This window comes from uncultured Desulfovibrio sp., from assembly GCF_944324525.1.
Taxonomy (GTDB): Bacteria; Desulfobacterota; Desulfovibrionia; order Desulfovibrionales; family Desulfovibrionaceae; genus Desulfovibrio.
This window is the reverse complement of record NZ_CALUWS010000048.1, coordinates 1-20,640: the sequence shown is the minus strand read 5'-3', so window position 1 is coordinate 20,640 and position 20,640 is coordinate 1. Positions and strand designations below refer to the sequence as shown.

Below are 20,640 nucleotides of genomic sequence, written 5' to 3'. Positions count from 1 at the left end.
GGCGGCCGCAGGCCGTGCCCGTTGGGCGACGCAGGAGCCTTACGGGCATCGACAGCAGAGCGCGACCGAAAGGCGGCTTCAGGCCGTGCCTGTTAGGCCATAAGGCCTTACAGGCATCGACAGCAGAGCGAGGGGTTCCCCTTCCTCCCAAACAGACTGCGAATAGCGTTAACAGGCCCTAAGGTCAGGACTCATTATCAGACAATATGTTCTGACTGAGATATTTTTATAACTTGTTGTAAAATAAATACTTATTTTTATAATCTGAGGTTTTTTGTTTCCAATTACTTTTACCCAAGTAGCGGGTTTTGGGGAAGATGGGGGAGTGTGAGGGGGAAGAAACCCCTTTTTGCCGCGAGCAAAAGGGGTTTCTTCCCCCTCACAAAAGAGTAATGAGTCCTGAGCCTAGTGCCGTTCCACCCACCATTGCTTGTCCACGCGCCCGTACCACCAGCGGGTATGGTCGGCGGCAAGGACTTCTTCCGCCAGTTCCTTTGCCCAGGGGGTGCGCAGGCGCTGCACCGCGCTTTCCAGCCACTGGGCCGCAAAGGCGTTGCCACGGTCCAGCTCGGCCTTGAGGTTGCAGATGAGATCCAGCTGATCGGCGTCACGGGCCAGCCGGGCTTCCAGCGTCTCGCGGGCCTCGAATTCGTCCTGGGCGGACAGGATCTCCTCCTCGAGGCCGGTCCCTTCCACGGCATCGGCCAGCGCCTCGCGGGCCTTGCAGGTATCGTAGCGGTGGTTGACGTAGTTGAAATCCCCGGTCCGCGCCTCGTGCAGATCGTGCAGGAGGCAGAGCTCCAGCACCCGCCCGGCGTCGGCCCCGGCCAGACGGGCCAGGACAAGGCCTATGACGCTCATGCGGTAGCTGTGTTCCGCCACGCTTTCCTTGCCGGAACCGAGGAAGGCGTAGCCGCTGCGCGGGGTATGCCGCAGCATGCCCGCCTCGTGGAAGAGATCGACCAGCCGGGCACGCCGCTCCGGATCCAGAACGGGAATGGGCTGTGTGGTGCTGTCGTCGCTCATGTCTTCTCCGTGGGTATGCGCTGCCGGCATCACTCCATGCCGTACTTGCGCAGCTTGTTGTGCAGGGTGGCGCGCGTGATGCCCAGACGGCGGGCGGCTTCGCTCTTGTTGTCGCCGGTCTGGCGCAGGGTCTCCTCGATGGCGCGGCGTTCCACGTCGTCGAGCTTGAGTCCGGCCAGGGAGCCGTCCCCCTGCTCGGCCGTCAGTTCGGCCGGGAGCGGCGCGTTGAGTGCGCCGGAAACGGCCTGCGGCAGCTCGCGCAGGGTGATCAGATCCCCCGTGCAGAGGATGGCGGCGCGCTCCACGGCATTTTCCAGTTCCCGGACATTGCCGGGCCAGGGGTAACGCAGCATGGCGTCCAGCGCCTGCGGCGAGAAGCCCTTGATGGTCTTGCGGTTCCGCTCCGCATAGCGCTGCAAAAAGTGCGCGGCCAGCAGGGGGATGTCCTCCGGGCGGCGGCGCAGGGGCGGCACTTCGATATTGATGACGTTCAGGCGGAAATAAAGGTCCTCGCGGAAGCGTTTTTCCGCCACTTCCGTCTGGAGGTTGCGGTTGGTGGCGGCGATGACGCGCACGTCCACGGTCAGCGGCTTGTCCGAGCCGACGCGCTGCACCTCGCCCTGCTGCAGGGCCCGCAAAAGCTTGGCCTGCAGGGCAAGGGGCATCTCCCCTATCTCGTCCAGGAAGAGCGTGCCGCCGTCGGCCTGCACGAAACGGCCATCCCGGCGCTTGTCCGCGCCGGTGAACGCGCCGCGCTCATGCCCGAAAAGCTCGCTCTCCAGCAGGTTTTCGGCAAGCGCCGCGCAGTTGACCGTCACCAGCGGCCGGGAGGCCCGTTCGCTGGCCATGTGCAGGGCGCGGGCCACCAGTTCCTTGCCGGTGCCGGATTCGCCGTTGATGAGCACGGTCGCCTCGGTGGGGGCCACGGTGGCGATGATGGAGCGCAGTTCCTCCACGGCCGGGCTGCGGCCGAGGATCTCCGGCCCGGCGGCGGCCTCGGTGAGCTGGCGGCGCAGTTCGCGATTCTCCACGCTGCACTGCGACTGCTCGATGGCCTTTTGCAGGCACTGGCGCAGGGCGTCGAAGTCCAGCGGCTTGATGAGGTAGTCGCTGGCCCCGAGCCGCAGGGCGTCCACGGCGGTCTCCACCGACGAATAGGCGGTCATGAGGATGACCGGCAGGGCCGGATTGTAGGCCTGGATGCCCTTGAGGGCGCTGATGCCGTCCATACGGGCCATGCGGACGTCGGTCAGCACGGCATCGTAAGGCTGGGCGCGCACGGCGGCCACGGCGGCCTCGCCGTCGTCGGCCTCGTCCACCTCATAGCCCCAGGAGCGCAGCATCATGCGCAGCATGCCGCGATGGGCGTCGTCGTCATCCACCACAAGAATACGGGAACTCATGCCTTCTCCTTGACGTTGTGCCGGTCATCCCCGGCTACGGGAAGCCGCAGACTGACGACGGTCTCGCCGCGCCGTCCGTTCTCCGCCTGACGGGACCGGACGGCCACGCTGCCGCCGTGGGCCTCCACGATCTTGTGGACCGTGGCCAGCCCCAGGCCCGTGCCGTGCCCCTTGGTGGTAAAGTAGGGATCGAAGATGTGCCGCAGGTTCTCGGGGGCGATGCCGTGGCCGTTGTCCGTCACGTCCAGCCGCAGCATACGGCCTTCCCGGGCAATGTCCAGCCGCAGGCGGGCCTGCCCTTCCAGCGGAGAGGCGTCCGGGCCGTCCTGCATGGCGTCCAGCGCGTTGAGGCAGACGTTGAGCAGGGCCTGTCCCAGCCGGTCAGGATCGATGCTCGCCGGGGGCAGGCCCGGCGCGGCCTCGCTTTCCAGCTCGATGTGATGCTGGGCGGCATCCTGCCGGATGAGCCGCAGCACATGCCCCACCACATCTTCCAGCCGGGCCGGGCGCGGATGGATGTCCGTGGGCCGGGAAAGGCCGATGAGGTCCGTGATGACGCGGTTGAGCCTGTCCACCTCGCGCACCATGACCTCGGCGGCCTTGCGGTCGTCGCTCTCTTCGGGGAAGCGCTGGCCGAAATAGGTGGCGTATCCCTTGATGGAGCTGAGGGGGTTGCGTATCTCGTGGGCCACCCCGGCGGCCAGCGTGCCGACGGCGGCCAGCTTTTCCTTGCGGCGCATCTCTTCTTCCAGACGGCGCACCTGCCCTTCCGCCTTGCGCAGGCCCCGGCGGGACTGCCGGGCGCGTTCGGCATAGTAGAGGGCCACCAGCAGCGCCAGCCCCAGCAGCAGGGCCACGCCCGCCAGGATAATCATGTAATCCCTGTCCTGACGGCGGGTGATGTCGAAGGGGGAAGGATCGAGCCCCAAAAAGATGACCGGCGTGGGGAAGCGCCCCACCAGCTCCGGCGGGGGCGGCATGAACTGGCGGTAGACCACGAAGACCGGCTTGTTCTCCATGTTCAGGAAGCCGTAGCGCATATTGCCGTCAGGGTGGAGCTCGGCCATGCGGGCCTCGTCCATCTCGTGGCCGTCGAGCAGCAGGATCTCCCCTCTCCGGCTGCGTTCGCTGTGCGCGAGGATGGTGCCGTCCGGCATGGTGACGGCGATGAAGCGCACGTCCCGGCTGTTGCCCAGCGTATCCAGCAGGCTTTGCAGCGGGATGCCCGCCTGGCTGCGCAGGCCCAGCCCGAGGACACGTTCCAGCGTGCCCACGAGGGTGGAACCCTTTTCCGCCAGCAGACGGCCCATGGCGTCCTCGTTGCGGTGGATGGAGCCCACGGCCAGCAGGGCCACGATGAAGACGAAGATAAAGGCCGCTCCGCCCAGCACGAGGCCGATGGGCGGCGCGTTGCCGCGCATGTCGTCCGCCGCGGACTGAGGCCCGGCGGAGGTCGGACGTTCTTTCTGCATATGAGGTCGCGTCATGAGCGAAGTATACGCACGGACAAGGGAGCTGTCATCCGGCAAGCGGCGATCGTGGCGTTCCCGAGCGCGCGAGACGGGGCCTGCCGTCACGGCGGGCGGCCTTCTGGCGTGATTATTGCAAAATATTTTTATCCGGCCGCACTTGCGCGGACAGCATGCTTGTTGTTATGCAAAGACTGAGGCCGTATTCTGTTCAAGGATTCGACGATGCATACTCTGGTGATTGTTTTGCTGCTCCTGCTGAGCCTTGTCCTGCCGACCGGCGTGCTGGCCGGCGGCCACGGACATGGCGGCGGGCACCGGCAATATCGTGATGTGGAAGAATGGCTGGCCGAGCTGCCCGCGGAACAGCGGGAACGCGCCCGTGCCATCCTGGATGAGGAGCGTCCCACCATCGAAGAACTGCGGGCGCGCATCCACGCCAAGATGGATGAGCTGGACAGTCTGAGTTATAATGCCAACACCCCTTCGGATGCCCTGCCCCGGCTGGGCTGGGAACTGCAAAAACTGCGGGACAGCCTGCGCAGCCAGTACCGGCGGGTGCGGGAACGCCTGCAGGTCGAGGCGGGCGTCACCTTTCCCGTCAATCGGGGGCGGGGCTGCCGGAGCATGATTAAACCGGCTTTTCCGCAATAGCGCATTGCGGAAAGGCGTGCGATACCTGTACACCCTCCCCGTGTCCGTCTTCTGAACCTCCGCTCCCTTCGTGGGAGCGGAGGTTTTTTGTGACCTCCTTCGCCCTGCCGGGCCTTACGGTGCGATCTTTTGCCGCTCGTGCCTGTTCAGGCTTTTCTCTATTTGTTTGGAGGGATGGAAAATTCCTCGCCTGCCAGCCGATGCCCGTAGCTTCCTTCTCGCAACGGGCACGGCTTGCGCCGCCATTCGGTCGCTACCGGCGCGGGAGACCCAGCCTTTTCGCAGCGGAGCGAGAAAAGGCGCTCCCGTCATCCTTCCTCCCACGCCCCCCATCCCATCCCCAGCGGCTTTTAGCAAGGAAAGAGACGAGGGATGGACGACCTCGCCCCCAAGGCTCCCCGTAAGGAAGAGCGTGCGAATTTTGAACAGCTGTTTAAAAAATGAACACGGTCGGCGTCGGGGTGTACAAATTGTGTGCAGCGAAGGGAGCGTGGAGCGGCCGCCCGCTGTGGCTTCGTGAAGATGTTTTGTTTAATATGTTGAAATTAAATGATAAAATAGTTTTGGCACACGGGTTGCTTAAAAGAGGGCGAAGGCGGCAAGCACGCCGCCCTCCCCAAGGATGACAAAAGAATACAGGTGACAGGATGACGACCCTGATAGTTGCCGCGGCGGTTCTGATGCTGCTGGTCCCTGGAATGAGACAGGCGGCATATCAGCCGCAGGAGCAGCAAGTTTCCGGCCGCCGACAGGACGTTTTCTCAAGGAGCACACCATGCGCAAGATATTGATGATCCCCGTACTCATGGCAGCTATCGCCGGCGGCAGCCTCTTTGCTTCCGAAAGCTTCGCCGCACAGAGCCACGAGACGTATGACAAGATGATGACCTCCTGTTCCGGCTCCATGACCGGCAGCGGCCTGGAAGCGGGCTGGAGAGGCCACGGCGGCCACCACGGCGATGGCCACGGATGCTAAAACTAAAACAGATCTTCCTTCGCGAACAGACGATTTTCCTCAAGGAGCATACAATGAACAAGAAGCTGATGATCCCCGTGTTGATGGCAGTCCTCGCAGGCGGTAGCCTCATGACCACTGAAAGCTTTGCCGGCCCGCATCACGGCGGCCCCCGTCATGGTGACGGCTACGGCTACGGCCCCGGATACGACGGACGCGGCCCGGGCAACGGCCCCTGCTACGGCGGCCCCGGCTATGACGGACCGGATTTCCGCGGCGGCTGCCCCGGCATGGGCTGGGGACACAGGGGCCATCATGGCCACGGATTCGGCTACCGCGCCATGTCGCCCGAACAGCGGGCCGCCTTTGACAAGATCGTCAACGAATACAGCCCGCGCATGGAGCCCCTGCGTGATCAGATCTTCGTGAAGCGGCAGGAACTGCGCGCCCTGCGCAACGCCAGCAATCCCGACGTGAAGCTGGTGCGCCAGACCGCCGAGGAACTGGTCAAGCTGCACAATCAGATGGCCGACCTGCATGATGAGATGATGGACAAGATCTCCAAGGAAGTGGGCTACCCCGACGGGCCCGGCCGTCCCGCCAAGGCTGCCGGGGCTGCCGCCGGAAGCAACCAGCAGTAAGCGAATTCGAGCAAGATAACGCGCAAAGACACGCAGTTCGTGAAACTTCCCGCCAATGGCGGAAAGCATACATCCTCCTCACAGTCGTTCAGTAACCTTCAACCAATGACAACTCCTCCTCACAAGAACAGTAACCTCTAACCGTTGGAACATCCTCCCTCTCTCGCGCAGGCCGCCGTCCCCCCGGCGGCCTGTTGCGTTATGCGGCGGAAGGCCTTGCCCTGTCGCGGGCCTCAGCGATGCACATCTTCCTGCACGTCGGCCGCGCCCAGCAGAGGGGCGGACGGCGCGCCGCCGTCCCCGGCGGCCTCGGCGGGATCCGCCACGGGGCTCACCGCCGCCAGCGTCTGCGCCTCGATGTCCGGGCGGCTGCGCCACTGGGCGAATTTGACGCGCCAGTCGGCAAAGTCATGCGGCGTGCGCTCCAGGATACTTTCCTGCTCCTGCAGCCAGTTGTTGAACAGCTGCAGCCGGAACTGAAAATCCGGGCTGTCCAGCACGGCCGCGGCCGTGCCCTGCGCGATGCTCTTCCCTTCCAGCTCTTCCAGCACGAAGCGGCAGACGGCCTCGCGGGAGTTCTCAAAGCTGGCTTCCCGGCCGTCCACGAGCCGGGCCAGCGGCAGGAGGTGGCTTTCCCGTTCGGCCAGGCGTTGCCGGGCGGCCTCGTCAAGGCGGATCAGCAGCCGCGGCGCGTCGTCCGGGCCTTCCCCCGACACTTCCTCCAGAAAGGAAAAGCGCAGCCAGCTTTCAAACATGACCGCTTCAAGTATGCGTTCCGCCGCATCGGGCATGGAGTCCTTTTCCTGTGTCATACCGTTCTCCCGTAGATGATATGCCCGCAGTGTAGGGAGGGGGCTCCGCCGCCGTCAAGCGGACATGCCCGTCCTCCCGTGCGGGAAGGCCGGCCTGCCGCCTCTGGCAGGTCCGCCGCCTTTATGCTAGCCTGCGCGCATGATCGATTACGCCAAGGCGCTCAACGAGGCGCAGTATGCGGCCGCCACCTGCGGCGACGGCCCGGTGCTGGTGGTGGCCGGCGCGGGCAGCGGCAAGACGCGCACCATCACCTACCGGCTGGCCTGGCTGGCCGAGCAGGGCGTGGCCCCCGAAGCCATGCTGCTGCTGACCTTTACCCGCAAGGCCGCGCAGGAGATGCTGCACCGCGCGGGCCTGCTCTGCGATCACGCGCTGGCCGGGGTGCAGGGCGGCACCTTCCATGCCTTCGCCTACGGCATCCTGCGGCGTTTCCGGCCGGAATGGCTCGGTGAGCGGCCTTTTACGGTCATGGACAGTGCGGACATCACGGCGGCCGTCAAGCATTGCAAGGAGGCGCTGGGCCTGGGCAAGGGGGACAGGGCCTTCCCCAAGACGCAAGCCATCGTGGGCCTGCTGAGCAAGGCCCGCAACAAGGAACTGCCCCTAGCCGAGATCCTCCAGCGGGAGGCCTTCCATCTGCTGCCCTACGCCGACGGCCTGACCGAGCTGGGCCGGCGCTACGACGCCTTCCGGCGGGAGAGCGGCGTCATGGATTATGACGACCTGCTGTTCGAGCTGGAAGCCCTCCTGCGGCAGGATGCGCGGGCCGCGGAGCTGCTGCGCTCGCGCTACCGCCATATCCTGGTGGACGAATATCAGGACACCAACCTCGTGCAGGCCCGCATCGTCCGCCTGCTGGCCGGGCCGGAAGGCGAAGCGCCGGGCAACGTCATGGCCGTGGGCGACGAGGCCCAGTCCATCTACGCCTTTCGCGGGGCCAATGTCCGCAACATCCTGGATTTCCCCAAGCTCTTCCCCGGCGCGCGCATCATCCGGCTGGAGGAGAACTACCGCTCCACCCGGCCCATCCTGGCCGTGGCCAACAATCTGCTGGAACACGCGGCCGAGTCCTTCCGCAAGACGCTCTTCACCCGCCGTGAAGGCGGCGACCCCGTGCGGCTGGTGACGCCCCTGAGCGACAAGTCCCAGGCCCGGCTGGTGGTGGAGCGCATCCGCGAGCTTTTGCAAAGCCATCTGCCGCATGAGATCGCCGTGCTGTTCCGGGCGGGCTTCCATTCCTTCGCGCTGGAGATGGCGCTCAATCAGGCGGGTATCGCCTTCCGCAAGTACGGCGGCCTGCGCTATACCGAGGCCGCCCACGTCAAGGACGTCATCGCCTTTGCGCGCCTGCTGCTCAATCCGCTGGACATGCCGGCCTTTGAGCGGCTGGCGGCCCTGCATGAGGGCATCGGGCCCAAAACGGCGCAAAAGCTCTATGAGGCCGCCGCGTCCGGCGATACCGCCCGCATGGGCAAGGCCTTTGCCCGGCATGCCGCCTTCCGGGCGGACATGGAGTTCATCGAGAGCCTGCGGGCGCGCCCGCAAAGCCCGTCCCTGACCCTTGCCGCCATCCTGGAGCAGTACCGGCCCCTGCTGGAACAACACTATCCCGAGGACTGGCCCCGGCGGCAGCAGGCTCTGGAAGAACTGCTGCAAATGGCGGCCGGATATACGGAGCTGGACCTCTTTCTGGCCGATCTGGCGCTGGAATCCCCGGAAGAAGAGGAAGGCGGCGGCGAGGACCGCATCACCCTTTCCACCATCCACTCGGCCAAGGGGCTGGAGTGGAACGCCGTACTCATCATCGACCTTGTGGAAGACCGCTTCCCTTCGCGGCATGCTCTGGCGCGGCCGGAAGATTTCGAGGAAGAGCGGCGGCTCATGTATGTGGCCTGTACGCGCGCCCGGCAGCAGCTCGACCTCTATGCGCCGGCCACCCTCTACAGCCGCGCCGAGCAGGGCATGACCCATGTGAACCAGAGCCCCTTCCTGCGGGAAATGGGGCCGCAGCTTGCCGAGCAGTGGCTCGAGGGCTTCGGCGGCGGCCTGCGCCGTCGGGAAAGCGGCTGCGGTACGCCTGCGGCAACAGGCGGGCGCAGTCTGTCCGACAGGATTCCTATCGACCTGCCCGGCGAGCTTTCCGGAGGTCTGGCCGGCCCCTCGCGGTCAGCGGCCGGCTCCTTCTGGGGGAAGGAGCGCAGCGCCCCCTCCGTCCTCCCCGGCGGGGAGGACTGTCAGCTGCCGCCGGAAGAGCGTTTTTCCCCCGCGCCTGCCGCGCCTTCCCATGTCGTGGCCGCCGCCGCTCCCGCCGGCGGGACCCGGCTGCCGCAGGGCTACTGCCGTCACCGCATCTTCGGGCGCGGCAAGGTGATCCGCCAGCTGCCGCCGGACAAGGTGCAGGTCAATTTTCCCGGCTTCGGCCTCAAAGTCATTCTTGCGGAATATCTGCTCATGGAGGACGACTAGATGCCCAAACCCGCTTCGTCCGCACTGTCCGAGGACGCCATCCTGCATTTGCTGGCCCGCCATTTTCCGGCCACCCACCCTTCCCTGCTGCTGGGACGCGGCGATGACTGCGCCGTGCTCCGGGGCGGGCAGCCCCTGTGCGTGAGCACGGACCTCTTTCTGGAGGACATGCATTTTCGCCGGGCCTACTTCACGCCGGAGGACATGGGTCACAAGGCGCTGGCCGTCAACATCAGCGACGTGGCGGCCTGCGGCGGGCGGCCGCTGGCCTTCACCCTGGGCCTCGGTCTGCCGGACTATGCGGACATGGACTGGCTGGACCTCTTTTTCCGCGGCATGGCCGCCCTGGCCGGGCGGCACCGCATGGCGCTGGCCGGGGGCGATCTTTCCCGCAGCGACAGGCTGCATATCTGCATCACGGTCTGGGGCGAGCCCCTGAGCGACGGCGCGCCCTTTTTGCTGCGGGGCGGCTCCATGCCCGGCGACTGTCTTTTCCTCGTCGGGCTGCCGGGCCTGGCCCGGGTGGGCCTGCAGGAGATGGAAGCCCGTGGGCGCGCGGCGCTGGAGCACTGGCCCGCCGCCTGCGCCGCGCACTTGCGGCCCGATCCGCAGGTGGATGCCGGGCTCATGCTGGCCCGGGCCGGTCTCAATGCCCGGCCGCCGGCGTTGATGGACCTGTCGGACGGGATCATGCGCGACCTGCCGCGCCTGCTGGGCATAAGCGGCGCCACCGGGGCCGCCCGTACCGAAGGGGCCGGCCTGGGGGCCTCGCTTTTGCTGCCGCAGGGCCTGCTCCACCCTGAAGTGGTGCGCCATGCCCTGCAGGAGGGCAAGAACCCCGTCCATGAGGCCTTGCTCGGCGGGGAGGATTACTGCCTGCTTGGCTCCTGCGCGCCGGACATGCTGCCGGTGCTGCATACGGCCATCCCCAATTTCCACAGCATCGGCGTGGTGACCGACATCCCCGTCATCGAATGCAACAACGAGAATCTTGCCGGCCTGCATGGCTTTGACCATTTTGCGCCGGAAAGGGATTGAACATGCACGCCACTCCCCTGCCGGACATCCCCGCCGCCCTGTGTGACGTCCTGCTGTCCCGCTGTCGTGAGTCCTGGCGCACGGGTGGCCTGCTGGGCTTCAACGGCAATGCCAGCCTGCTCTGGGACAGCCCGGAAGGCCCGCGCGTGCTCATGACCCGTTCCGGCGTCTGCAAGGGCCGCATGAGCGCGGCGGACATCTGCCTGCTGCACCCCGACGGCCGTCTGCTGGCCGGCGGCCCGGCCTCGTCGGAAGGGGCCATGCATCTGGCGGTCTATGCGGCGCGGCCATCCTGCCGGGCCATCCTGCATACCCATCCGCCGCATCTGCTGGCGCTGGGCATACGGCTGGCCGGGCGCATGGAGGATTTTTTGCGGCTGCCGCTGTATGAGTCCGAAGTCTGGCGGGCGCGCCTGGGCGTGGCCCCGGCCTGCGAGCCCGGCACGTCCGAGCTGGCCGAAGGGGTGGCCGAACAGGCGCGGCAGTTCCCCGCCGTCTGGATGAGCGGTCACGGCCTGTGCGCCTGCGGAGAAACGCTCGACGAAGCGCTGGGCCTCACCGAACAGCTCGAACATCTTGCGCAGATACAGATTTTAAGCGGCATCTGAGAAACGAAAGGAGGATGGCCATGTCCACGACAGCTCCCTGCGGGACGGCTCCCCGTACCATGCGGCGCGTGAAGATCACGGTGCTCAAGACGACGCTGGATCATGAACTGGCCGGACAGTACGGCATGCCCGGGCTCGGCCCCTGCCCCATGCATCAGGCCGGACAGACGTTCGTAGCGGATTACGCCAAGCCGGACGGCCTGTGCGACGAGGCCTGGAAGGCCATCTATCAGTATGTGTTCGCTCTGGCCCACGGCGCGGAGAGCGGGCTTTTCTACTACGGCGACTGGATAGACAAGCCCGGCGTGGCCATCGTCTGTTGCAATGACGGCCTGCGGCCGGTCATCTTCAAGCTGGAAGCCACGGATGCGGTCGCCGTGCCCCCCTCTTCCGAGCCGGAAGCGGAGGGTGGAGGTGAATGCCGTTGAGCCGACAGGAGCTCCTGCGTCCGGCCCTGCCCGTGGACTGGCCGGAGCTGGCGGCCCTCTGGCGGCGCAGCGTGGAGGCCACACATCACTTTCTCCAGGCCTCCGATCTTGAGGCCATCGATGCCGCCATGCTGCGCGTCTATCTGCCGGCCATGCGGGAGCTCTGGCTGCTGGAACGGGAAGGCCGGCCGGCCGGGTTCTGGGGCGGCGAGGCCTTGCGGGTGGAGATGCTCTTTGTGGATCCGCCCTTTTTCGGACAAGGCGTCGGCACGGCCCTGCTGCGTCATGCCTGCGCGGGCAAGAGTCGCGTGGAGCTGGACGTCAACGAGCAGAACGCGGGGGCTCGCGCCTTCTACGCCCGGCTGGGCTTCCGGGTCTGCGGCCGCTCGCCGGTGGACAATGACGGCAGGCCGTATCCTCTGCTGCATCTGGTGTGGGAGGACGACGGCAGGCGCAGGAGCTGACGAAAAGGAGGAAGTATGGAAACTTCGCTGCAATTGATCGCCCTGACGGAAGATACCGTGTGTCCGTATTGCCAGACCACAGTCAAAAAGGGATCATGCGTGTGTCCGTCCTGCCACGCGGAACATGCCCGGAAAAGAATCACCTTTTTCCATTATGTGGTGGGTTTGACGACGGCCTTTTGCCTTGTGGCCGCCCTGGTTTTCATCGTCTGCTCCATACTTGCCGCCATCCTTGGCCTGCGGGGCGGAGGGGAAAGCTTCCTGTACCTACTGGGGGTCATCGCCACGCTGGTCATCGGAGGCATCGCCGTCAGGAAAGGCCGTAAGCGGCTCGACGCTTTGGGGACGCCGAACTGGTGGCGGTAGAGTCCGGCGTGGCGGCGACGCAAGGGCTGCGGCCCTGCGGATGGCAGGAGGCGCAAGATCGCTCTCCCGGCGACGTGGCTGAAACGAAGTCCCGCAGTCCGGGGCCGCCCTTTGGAGCATATTCAGTTTGAAACGCTTTGCGGTTTAAACATACGGTCTGGTGTTTCGCGGGAAAAACGCGGTTTTTCCGCTTACTTTGGGCCGGGCGGCGCTGGGCTGTCGTCTCGCGTGCCGCCATTTTCAATGCAAAATGTTCTACATGCCGAGCTTAAGCCTTAAAGGAAAAATCCACTTTCCATTTTCCTGAAAGGGTGCTTTGCAGATAAGGCATTCTCCCTGAAAAATATTGTCCTTAAACAGGAAAATTCTTCCCTTACCTGTTGTAAAGCTGTCATGGAGAACTTTATTTCCATATTTTAGTTCTTGTATATCTGAGCCTGTATTCTGTCCCATGTAGTATATGATGCCGTCTTTTTCCCTGTTCGTGTATTTACTGCTTTTTGAGAAGTAAAAAAGAGCAATATTTCCACTTGTCGTTTTTCTTATTCCGCCAGTATATTCACTCATAAAAGAAAAGAAGTTATTTAGCTCTTCATTTTTATATTCCTTCCCTATTTTAAGGACAGGAAGTTTGCTATGTGTATATTCAGTGTCTTTTTCAGTGTTTGAATAAAATGTGCAGCAGAGTCTGAGAGCTTCTTTTTCAATATTACTGTATAATTCTGAATTTTCTTCTCTGGTTAGAAAAATCCCCATTTCATCATTGTTCACTTGGCTATAATCAAAAAGATTCATACTGCCGATCAGCGCATATTTTTCCGTAAGAAAGCATTTAGCATGTAAATTGTCTCTTTTGAATATTTGTGCGCTGATGTTGCTAATTTCAAAGTCTTTTTTGAATACAATTTTTATATCAATATTGTTTTTTGACTTATCAAGTAAAATTGAACGAATTCGTTGGCTCATTTTTATATAGGGTGAAATAATGATGATGCTTTTTTCTGCCTCCTTGAACATTTTTTCAAGATAGTAGCCAATTTCCGCTGTTGTAACAAAAAGCGGCCCACGTTCACGAGAAGAAAAAAGATTGTCAAAGAATGCCATAACTGACCTCTAAAAAGGACTTTTTGTAGGGTGTCGGAAAACTGTTGATAAATTTTAAAATAAATAAAAATATATATTTTTGCAAGTATGAGGATCTGACAGCCGCATCACAGCGAAGGGTGCGGGCACAGCGCCGTGCCTTGATTATATGAGGTGTGCAGGAAGGGCAGACTGAAATATGCCGGGACAATGCCGTGCCGTCAGGCAGTTGTAGTCCCGTAAGTGTGCGGCGCAGGGACGAGCCTCGCGCCCCCGGGTGCGTGGGTCAGCACTCGCTTTGCGGCGGCAGATGGAGCAGGCGCTCCAGTTCGGCCAGGGTGGCCGCGCCGTTCAGTCCCTGCCTGCGGGAGAGTTCCGGCAGGTTTTCCACCGCATCGCAGGGCCGCACATAGAGCGGTTCCACATCGGCGGCAAAATAATCGCCGTGTCGCGCCAGCAGGCAGAGGGCTTCCTGCGTGGGCTGGATCAGGCGCGGCAGCGCGGCCAGATCATGACGTTCGTCCAGCGGGGCGAACAGCGCGTTGCGCGCCAGCGCGCTGCCGCAGATCAGCGGCAGCCCGGCCCGGCTGTTCGCCGGTTCGTGCCCCGCCCTGTCCGCCACGGCGGCGTTGACGGCCTCCAGCGCCTCGGCCGGCGGCAGGAGGCGCACTTCCGCCGTGGCGTAGGCCGGGATGACCGGCCCGTACGCCATGAACGACTGATAGTGCACGAGATTGCGCCGGGCATGGGTGAGCACATGCACCTGCCCGCCCCAGAGCATGCCCCGCGCCATGACGGCCGAGGTGGCCAGCGCCTGCATGTAATCCAACCCGGCCAGACGGGCCTTCCCGGCCCGGCGCAGGGCGGCCGCGGTGGCCAGCACCAGCCGGATGCCGGTAAAGGAACCCGGTCCCCGGACGCAGGCGATGCGGCGCAGGTCGGACGGCCGCAGCCCCAGCCGTTGCAGCATGTCCGCCAGCGCGGGCGCCAGTATCTCCGTGGCGCGCTCCGGCCTGTGCCATTCCTGCGAGGCCAGCGGGCGGCCGTCGTCGGTCAGGATGATCTGCAGGGCCCCTTCGGCCGCGTTGAGGATGAGTTCCGCTCCGGTACCGCTCATGCCCTACCCCGTGATGATGCGGACGATGTCGTTATACGTTGCCAGCAGCATGAGGCAGACCAGCAGGGCGAGGCCCACGCGCATGCCCCACTCCTGCACCTTTTCGTGCACGGGCCGCCGGAAGATCATCTCGATGAGGCAGAACAGCACCGTACCGCCGTCCAGGATCGGGATGGGCAGCAGGTTCAGGATGGCCAGATTGATGCTGATGAGGGCCGCCAGCCCCAGTACGCCGGCCAGCCCCTGCTGGGCCTGTTCGCCCACGAGCTGGGCAATCATGATGGGCCCGCCCACCTGATCCAGCGGCACCACCCGCTGCACCAGCTTGAGGAAGCTCTCCGCCGTCAGCTCGACCATGCCCCAGGTCTGCCGCGCGCCGGCCAGCGCCGCCTGCGCGAAGCTCAGGTCTTCATAGCGCATGTTGCCGCTTACGCTGATGCCGATGAGCCAGGCGTTTTCCTGTTCGCCGAAAATGGTGGTGCGCATGGCGCGCTTGGGCGTCAGGGTGAGGCGCAGCTCCTCGCCGGTCTCCGGCAGGCCGGACTGCAGCTCGCCCGAAGCCGTGGGCACGGGGCGCAGCACATGCAGGGTCACGGGCTGGCCGTTGCTCGCGCCGATGGCGTCGGCCATGCTCTGCCAGTCCGGTGTTTCCGCCTCATTGACGCGCAGGATGAGGTCGCCGCGCTGCAGACCGGCGGCCGCGGCGGGGCTGTCCGCCACGACGCTGCCCACCTGCGGCAGCATGACGGCCTGTCCCCAGCCGAGGCAGAGCGTCCAGCAGATCAGCCAGGCCAGCAGCACATTGGCCAGCGGGCCGGCGGCGGCCACGGTGAGGCGCTGCCAGGCGGGCCGGCCTGAGAAGCTTTCCTGCTGGGTGAAGCCTTCAGGCAGTTCGCTGTCGTCGTTTTCGCCCACCAGGGCCACATAGCCGCCCAGAGGCACCAGCGACAGGGCGTATTCCGTCTTGCCGCGTTTTATCCTGATCAGTTTGGGGCCGAAGCCCAGCGAAAAGGTGGTCACGCCCATTCCCAGGGCGCGGGCCGCCAGAAAATGGCCGAGTTCATGGAAAAAGATGAGGCCGCCCAGAACGACGACGGCGGCAATGATGGTCAGCAGCATATCAGGCTCCGTCACGCGCCAGCGCATGCACCAGCGCGCGGCTTTGGGTGTCGAGTTTTTCTATCCGTTCCACAAAAGTAGCCACTTCCGCGCGAAGGGCAAGGTCATCCCCTTCGGGAGCGGTCAATTTTCCGCACAGCGGCGCATGGCCGGGCGCGGTGGCGGCATGACGCCGCATGGCTTCATCGATGAAGCGGGTGATGTCGGTGAAGGCGCAGCGTCCGGCAAGGAAGAGCTCCACCGCGGCCTCATTGGCGGCGTTCATGACCACGCACAGGCCGCCGCGCTCGCTGAGGGCCCGCCGGGCAAAGGTGAGCGCCGGGAAACGCTCCGTGTCGGGATGCCGGAACTCCAGCGCCGGAGAGGCCGCCAGATCCAGCGGCGGGACGCCGCAGTCCAGCGTATGCGGCCAGAGCAGGCAGTGCGCCAGCGGCAGCCGCATGTCCGCCGTGCCGATCTGGGCCAGCAGGCTGCCGTCCCGCAGCTGCACGAGCGAATGGACCAGCGACTGCGGATGCACCAGCACGTCGATGCGGTCCACCGGCACGCCGTAAAGGTGAAAGGCCTCCACCACTTCCAGCGCTTTGTTCATCATGCTGGCCGAATCGATGCTGATCTTGGCGCCCATGACCCAATTGGGATGATCAAGGGCCTGCTCGCGCGTGACGTGCCGCAGTTCCTCAAGACTGCGATCCCGGAAGGGGCCGCCGGAGGCGGTCAGCACGAGGCGCGCCACCTCCTGATCCCGCGCCGCCAGGCACTGGAAGATGGCGTTATGCTCCGAGTCCACCGGCAGGATGGACGCGCCGGTACGGGCGCAGACCTGGCGCAGCAGCTCGCCCGCCAGCACCAGGGATTCCTTGTTGGCAAGGCAGATGACCTTGCCGGACAGCGCGGCCGCCAGCGTGCCTTCCAGGCCCGCCGCCCCCACCTGTGCGGAAAGGACGGTGTCCGCTTCCGGCAGGGAGGCCGCCGCGGCGTAGCCCTGCGGGCCCACGAGGATTTCCGGCTGGTAATCCGCGGGCAGGAGCGAGCGCAGGTCATAGGCCGATTCTTCGTCCAGCACGGCCAGCAGCCGGGGACGGTAGCGGCGGGCCTGACGGGCCAGCATGTCCACATTGCGCGCGCAGGAGAGCGCCAGGATGCGGAATCGCTGCGGGTGGCAGTCCACCACGCCCAGCGCATTGCGGCCTATGGAGCCGGTGGAGCCGAGGATGACGAGATCATGCCGCTCCCTGTGCTGCCATTCCAGCGAGGGAGCTGCGGAAATGTAACGGATCGCCGGGCCTTCGCATCCCGGCCAGCAGTTGGACATAGCGTTTCACCTTGCCGCGCTGGGCGGCTGTTCTTGCGGTATCGCGGAGCCTGACAAAGAGAGGTGGGCTTCCGTAGGAAAACGAGCGGCAGGCAGTTCGTCAGACGGCCGAAAACGATACGGACAGGTGTCCGGGCGGCTATGCGGCAGCCCGGGCCTGTCCGTATCGTTCATGTCGTGACCGTCGCGCGGCACGGCGCTGCCGGCCTCAGAAAAAGAAAAACCACTGATCCACCACGGCAAACATGGGCATGGCAAAAAGCACGCTGTCCGCCCTGTCCAGCACGCCGCCGTGCCCGGGCAGCAGATGCCCGGAGTCCTTGACGTTGACCGAACGCTTGAGCGCGGACTCGAAGAGATCGCCCACCTGGGCAAAAGCATTGATGGCTATGCCCAGCAGGCCGAAGGCGAACCAGCTGGCCGAGCCGAAGCAGGCCCCGTAAATGATGCAGAAAAGCGTGCAGGCCACAAGGCTGCCCACCGCCCCTTCGGAGCTCTTGTTGGGGCTGACGCGGGGCCAGAGCTTGTGATGCCCGAAGCGCGTGCCCACAAAGTAGGCGGCGGTATCGGAGATGGCCACGGCCGCCAGCACGAAGAACAGCTTGACCGAGGACAGATAGGTGGCGGGCAGCAGCAGCAACGGCACATAGGCAAGCCCGGCCATGAAGATGCCGCTGGACGAGAAGGCGTCCTCCTCGATGACGTCCCAGCGGAAAAGGAAGCTCATGGAGGCCAGCACGAAGCCCGCCCCCAGGCAGACCAGCGCGTCCTGCGGCCGGTGCATCCAGCTCAGGATGAGCATGCCCCAGCCCAGCGCGATGGCGCAAAGGCGGCTGGGGATGCGGCCGCGCGGCCCCCAGAACAGGGTGAAGAATTCCCAGAGGCCCAGGGCGCACACGATGAGGATGACGAACAGCAAGGGCCAGCCGCGTACGGCCAGCACGGCGATGATGAGCGCACCCAGAATGAGGCCGGTCAGGGTACGGCGAATGTCGGTGGCATGGTCAACAGGCATCGATCTGCTCCTGCGTTTTCCCGAAACGGCGAGACCGCCCGGTAAAGGCCCGCAGCGCCTCGTGCAGCGCCTCGACGCCGAAATCGGGCCACGCCACGGGAGTGAAGTAGAATTCGCTGTAGGCGCACTGGAACAGCAGATAGTTGCTCAGGCGCTGTTCGCCGCTGGTGCGCACCAGCAGGTCAGGGTCCGGCTGACCGGCCGTGTAGAGGTAGTCCGCAAAGCGTTCTTCGCTGTAGTCGCCGGGGGCAAGGCCGGCTTCGGCCATGCGGCGCGCGGCGCGCACGATCTCCGCCCGGCCGCCGTAGTTGAGCGCCAGATTGAGCGTCATGCTGCGGCAGTGGGCGGTACGGCTCATGCCGTGGCGCAGAGCGGTACGCTGCGGCAGCGGCAGGCCGTCCACATCGCCCAGCACCACGAGGCGGATATCCTCGCGTTCCATGCGCGGGATCTCCTTGCCCAGAAATTCGAGCAGCAGGCTGAACAGGGCGGACACTTCGGCCTTGGGGCGGTTCCAGTTCTCGCTGGAAAAAGCGTAGAGCGTCAGATGGGGGATGCCCAGCCTGCGGCATTCGGTCACGACCGTCCGCACGGCTTCCGCCCCGGCCTTGTGGCCCTCAACGCGAGCAAGGCCGCGAGCCTGCGCCCAGCGGCCGTTACCGTCCATGATAATGGCAAGATGTCGGGGGAGGTGGGAAAATTGCTGTTCCATATGAGCGTAAGCGGCTGTTGGGCCGGAGTGTTCCCTGTTGCCGGAGTCTGGGCGCGGACGAAAGGCCGGGCGGAAAGCATCCTGCGTCAGCGCAACGGACGGGCGCGCCGTCATCCACGGCAAAAACGCCCGTCCGCTCCGCCCGCTGTCGTGCCCGCCCTCGGGCAACGCACCCGGGGCCGGGCTCAGGACGCATCATCCCGCTCGCGGCAACGCTGCCTTTTTCCGCATGGCGGCGCTTGGGAGAAGACCGGCTCACGGCCGGTACGGGCCCTCCCCGGCGATCTGCGAAAAAATGCGGCCTTTCCCGGGCGGCATCCGCAGGCGTCCTGACGTTAGATGTCCATGATCTCTTTTTCCTTGGCCGCGCACTTCTTGTCCACTTCGCCGACGAACTTGTCCGTCAGCTTCTGCACGTCGGCCTCGGCCTTCTTCTGCTCGTCTTCGGTGATGGTCTTGTCCTTCTCCAGCTTTTTCAGGCTGTCGTTGGCGTCGCGGCGCACATTGCGCACCGCCACCTTGGCCTCTTCGCCGTACTTGCGGGAGACCTTCACCAGCTCCTTGCGGCGCTCTTCCGTGAGCGGCGGGATGCTGATGCGGATGATCTTGCCGTCGTTGACCGGCGTGAGGCCCAGGTCGGACTTGAGGATGGCCTTCTCCACCACGGCGATGCCGCCCTTGTCCCAGGGCTGGATGGTGATGGTGCGGCTGTCCGGCACGGCCACGGAAGCCATCTGGGAGATGGGCGTGGGCGTGCCGTAGTAGTCGGCCTTGATGCCGTCCACCAGCGAGGTGGAGGCCCGGCCCGTGCGCAGCTTGGAAAATTCACGCTCCAGCGCGCTCATGGCTTTTTCCATGCGGTCTTCGGTATCCAGCAGGATCGTTTCGATATCCATTGAAAACTCCTGAAAGGCTGTTCTGTATGTTGGCGTGTGTTTCGTCTTGCGCCGCCGGTACCGCAGCGCCGCTATCCCCCTCTGCGGCAGGCCCGTTCACGGCAGCCTGTCCGGCGGGGAAGCCAGGTCAGCAGTCGTGGACGATGGTCCCCACAGGCTCGCCAAGCACCGCCCGGCGGATGTCGCCGCCGAACATGCGGCAGACGATGATGGGGACGTTGTTGTCCCGCACCAGAGCAAAGGCCGCCGCGTCCATGACGCCCAGATGACGGGACAGGGTCTCGTCATAACTGATGCTGTCGAACTTCACGGCGTCGCTGTGCTTGGCGGGGTCCTTGTCGTAGATGCCGTCCACCTTGGTGGCCTTGATGATGGCGTCGCACTTCAGTTCCATACCGCGCAGGGCCGCCGTGGTGTCCGTGGTGAAATAGGGATTGCCCGTGCCCGCGGCACAGATGACCACCCTTCCCTTTTCCAGATGCCGCAGGGCCCGGCGGCGGATGAAGGGCTCGCAGACCTGCTGCATGTCGATGGCCGAGAGCACCCGCGTGGGGAAGCCCTGCTTCTCCAGCCGGTCCTGCACCGCCAGCGCATTGAGCACCGTGGCCAGCATGCCCATGTAGTCCGCGGAGGAACGCTCCATGCCCTTGGCCGAGCCGGAAAGTCCCCGAAAGATGTTGCCGCCGCCAATGACCAGCGCCAGCTCCACGCCCATTTCCAGCAGCCCGCCGATCTCGTCGCAGATAGCCGCGACGGTATCGGGATCGATGCCGGTCTTGTGTTCGCCGGCCAGCGCTTCGCCGCTCAGCTTGAGCAGTACGCGCCTGTATTTCAGATTCGCCATGTGGACCGCCTTTGTTGTGGTTGATGCGTTTTCGGGCAAAGTTGCGTCAGCTTAGCAGAATCGCCGTACATCTCAAAGCGTTTTTGCCTCCCCTCCCTCGCCCGGCGGGAGAGGCGTGCCTTTGGCAGGATCCGTGCGGGGGGAAGGAAGGGGGGGGGCAAGGGGGTAGGGGCGCGGGCTGTCCACCCCCCACCCCCGTCGCCCGCCG

21 protein-coding genes are annotated in these 20,640 nt (G+C 64.5%); 9 read left to right on the top strand and 12 right to left on the bottom strand.

What is annotated here, in order from left to right:
- Positions 1 to 405 precede the first annotated feature (405 nt).
- The 3 genes from Q0K12_RS10495 to zraS are packed head-to-tail and all read right to left on the bottom strand — an operon-like array spanning position 406 to position 3,901.
- Positions 406 to 1,026: an HD domain-containing protein gene (locus Q0K12_RS10495; protein WP_297262710.1), complete on the bottom strand. Its 621-nt coding sequence runs from the start codon at positions 1,024 to 1,026 to the stop codon at positions 406 to 408.
- Between the two features lie 29 nt (positions 1,027 to 1,055).
- Positions 1,056 to 2,429, bottom strand: coding sequence for a sigma-54 dependent transcriptional regulator (locus Q0K12_RS10490; RefSeq protein WP_297262708.1), 1,374 nt, complete (start codon positions 2,427 to 2,429; stop codon positions 1,056 to 1,058).
- Complete coding sequence (zraS, locus tag Q0K12_RS10485; protein WP_297262706.1) at positions 2,426 to 3,901, bottom strand: two-component system sensor histidine kinase ZraS; 1,476 nt, start codon at positions 3,899 to 3,901, stop codon at positions 2,426 to 2,428. Before zraS ends, Q0K12_RS10490 begins: the two co-directional genes overlap by 4 nt.
- Positions 3,902 to 4,123: 222 nt before the next feature.
- Here zraS and Q0K12_RS10480 point away from each other — a divergent pair, with 222 nt between their 5' ends.
- The 3 genes from Q0K12_RS10480 to Q0K12_RS10470 all read left to right on the top strand — a co-directional run bounded on the left by Q0K12_RS10480 (position 4,124) and on the right by Q0K12_RS10470 (position 6,148).
- On the top strand, positions 4,124 to 4,552 hold the full coding sequence (locus Q0K12_RS10480; protein WP_297262704.1) for a periplasmic heavy metal sensor: 429 nt from the start codon (positions 4,124 to 4,126) through the stop codon (positions 4,550 to 4,552).
- Between the two features lie 775 nt (positions 4,553 to 5,327).
- Positions 5,328 to 5,528 carry a hypothetical protein gene (locus Q0K12_RS10475; RefSeq protein WP_297262702.1) on the top strand — a complete coding sequence of 67 codons (201 nt, stop codon included), beginning with the start codon at positions 5,328 to 5,330 and terminating at the stop codon, positions 5,526 to 5,528.
- A gap of 53 nt (positions 5,529 to 5,581) precedes the next feature.
- Positions 5,582 to 6,148, top strand: a complete 567-nt coding sequence (locus Q0K12_RS10470) for a Spy/CpxP family protein refolding chaperone (protein WP_297262700.1) — start codon at positions 5,582 to 5,584, stop codon at positions 6,146 to 6,148.
- A gap of 233 nt (positions 6,149 to 6,381) precedes the next feature.
- Here Q0K12_RS10470 and Q0K12_RS10465 read toward each other — a convergent pair whose 3' ends face one another.
- On the bottom strand, positions 6,382 to 6,960 hold the full coding sequence (locus Q0K12_RS10465; RefSeq protein WP_297262698.1) for a hypothetical protein: 579 nt from the start codon (positions 6,958 to 6,960) through the stop codon (positions 6,382 to 6,384).
- A 139-nt stretch (positions 6,961 to 7,099) separates the two neighbouring features.
- Between Q0K12_RS10465 and Q0K12_RS10460 the strand changes: the two genes are divergently transcribed.
- From Q0K12_RS10460 to Q0K12_RS10435, 6 genes are read left to right on the top strand one after another with little or no spacing between them, the layout of a single operon-like run.
- The gene (locus tag Q0K12_RS10460) at positions 7,100 to 9,427 is read left to right on the top strand and encodes an ATP-dependent helicase (RefSeq protein ID WP_297262696.1); all 2,328 of its coding nucleotides are present in this window, start codon (positions 7,100 to 7,102) and stop codon (positions 9,425 to 9,427) included.
- Complete coding sequence (gene thiL, locus Q0K12_RS10455) at positions 9,428 to 10,465, top strand: thiamine-phosphate kinase (RefSeq protein WP_297262695.1); 1,038 nt, start codon at positions 9,428 to 9,430, stop codon at positions 10,463 to 10,465.
- A gap of 2 nt (positions 10,466 to 10,467) precedes the next feature.
- A complete protein-coding gene (locus Q0K12_RS10450) occupies positions 10,468 to 11,073 on the top strand; it encodes a class II aldolase/adducin family protein (RefSeq protein WP_297262693.1) in 606 nt (201 codons plus the stop codon).
- 20 nt (positions 11,074 to 11,093) lie between these two features.
- Positions 11,094 to 11,501, top strand: coding sequence for a TIGR04076 family protein (locus Q0K12_RS10445; protein ID WP_297262691.1), 408 nt, complete (start codon positions 11,094 to 11,096; stop codon positions 11,499 to 11,501).
- On the top strand, positions 11,492 to 11,965 hold the full coding sequence (locus Q0K12_RS10440; RefSeq protein WP_297262689.1) for a GNAT family N-acetyltransferase: 474 nt from the start codon (positions 11,492 to 11,494) through the stop codon (positions 11,963 to 11,965). The genes Q0K12_RS10445 and Q0K12_RS10440 overlap by 10 nt, the downstream gene beginning before the upstream one ends.
- A 15-nt stretch (positions 11,966 to 11,980) precedes the next feature.
- On the top strand, positions 11,981 to 12,331 hold the full coding sequence (locus Q0K12_RS10435; protein ID WP_297262687.1) for a hypothetical protein: 351 nt from the start codon (positions 11,981 to 11,983) through the stop codon (positions 12,329 to 12,331).
- A gap of 255 nt (positions 12,332 to 12,586) precedes the next feature.
- Here Q0K12_RS10435 and Q0K12_RS10430 read toward each other — a convergent pair whose 3' ends face one another.
- The 8 genes from Q0K12_RS10430 to pyrH all read right to left on the bottom strand — a co-directional run bounded on the left by Q0K12_RS10430 (position 12,587) and on the right by pyrH (position 20,432).
- Positions 12,587 to 13,435: a phospholipase D-like domain-containing protein gene (locus Q0K12_RS10430; RefSeq protein WP_297262685.1), complete on the bottom strand. Its 849-nt coding sequence runs from the start codon at positions 13,433 to 13,435 to the stop codon at positions 12,587 to 12,589.
- Between the two features lie 265 nt (positions 13,436 to 13,700).
- Complete coding sequence (tsaB, locus tag Q0K12_RS10425; protein ID WP_297262683.1) at positions 13,701 to 14,531, bottom strand: tRNA (adenosine(37)-N6)-threonylcarbamoyltransferase complex dimerization subunit type 1 TsaB; 831 nt, start codon at positions 14,529 to 14,531, stop codon at positions 13,701 to 13,703.
- Positions 14,532 to 14,534: 3 nt separating this feature from the next.
- Positions 14,535 to 15,650 carry an RIP metalloprotease RseP gene (gene rseP / locus Q0K12_RS10420; RefSeq protein WP_297262681.1) on the bottom strand — a complete coding sequence of 372 codons (1,116 nt, stop codon included), beginning with the start codon at positions 15,648 to 15,650 and terminating at the stop codon, positions 14,535 to 14,537.
- Position 15,651: 1 nt separating this feature from the next.
- Positions 15,652 to 16,965 (bottom strand): 1-deoxy-D-xylulose-5-phosphate reductoisomerase, encoded by a 1,314-nt coding sequence (gene dxr / locus Q0K12_RS10415; protein WP_297262679.1) that lies wholly within the window; start codon positions 16,963 to 16,965, stop codon positions 15,652 to 15,654.
- A gap of 208 nt (positions 16,966 to 17,173) precedes the next feature.
- Positions 17,174 to 17,980: a phosphatidate cytidylyltransferase gene (locus Q0K12_RS10410; RefSeq protein WP_297262678.1), complete on the bottom strand. Its 807-nt coding sequence runs from the start codon at positions 17,978 to 17,980 to the stop codon at positions 17,174 to 17,176.
- Complete coding sequence (locus tag Q0K12_RS10405) at positions 17,970 to 18,692, bottom strand: isoprenyl transferase (protein ID WP_297262676.1); 723 nt, start codon at positions 18,690 to 18,692, stop codon at positions 17,970 to 17,972. Before Q0K12_RS10405 ends, Q0K12_RS10410 begins: the two co-directional genes overlap by 11 nt.
- Before the next feature lie 335 nt (positions 18,693 to 19,027).
- The gene (frr, locus tag Q0K12_RS10400; protein WP_297262674.1) at positions 19,028 to 19,588 is read right to left on the bottom strand and encodes a ribosome recycling factor; all 561 of its coding nucleotides are present in this window, start codon (positions 19,586 to 19,588) and stop codon (positions 19,028 to 19,030) included.
- Between the two features lie 127 nt (positions 19,589 to 19,715).
- Positions 19,716 to 20,432, bottom strand: coding sequence for a UMP kinase (gene pyrH / locus Q0K12_RS10395; RefSeq protein WP_297227147.1), 717 nt, complete (start codon positions 20,430 to 20,432; stop codon positions 19,716 to 19,718).
- Between the last annotated feature and the right edge of the window lie 208 nt (positions 20,433 to 20,640).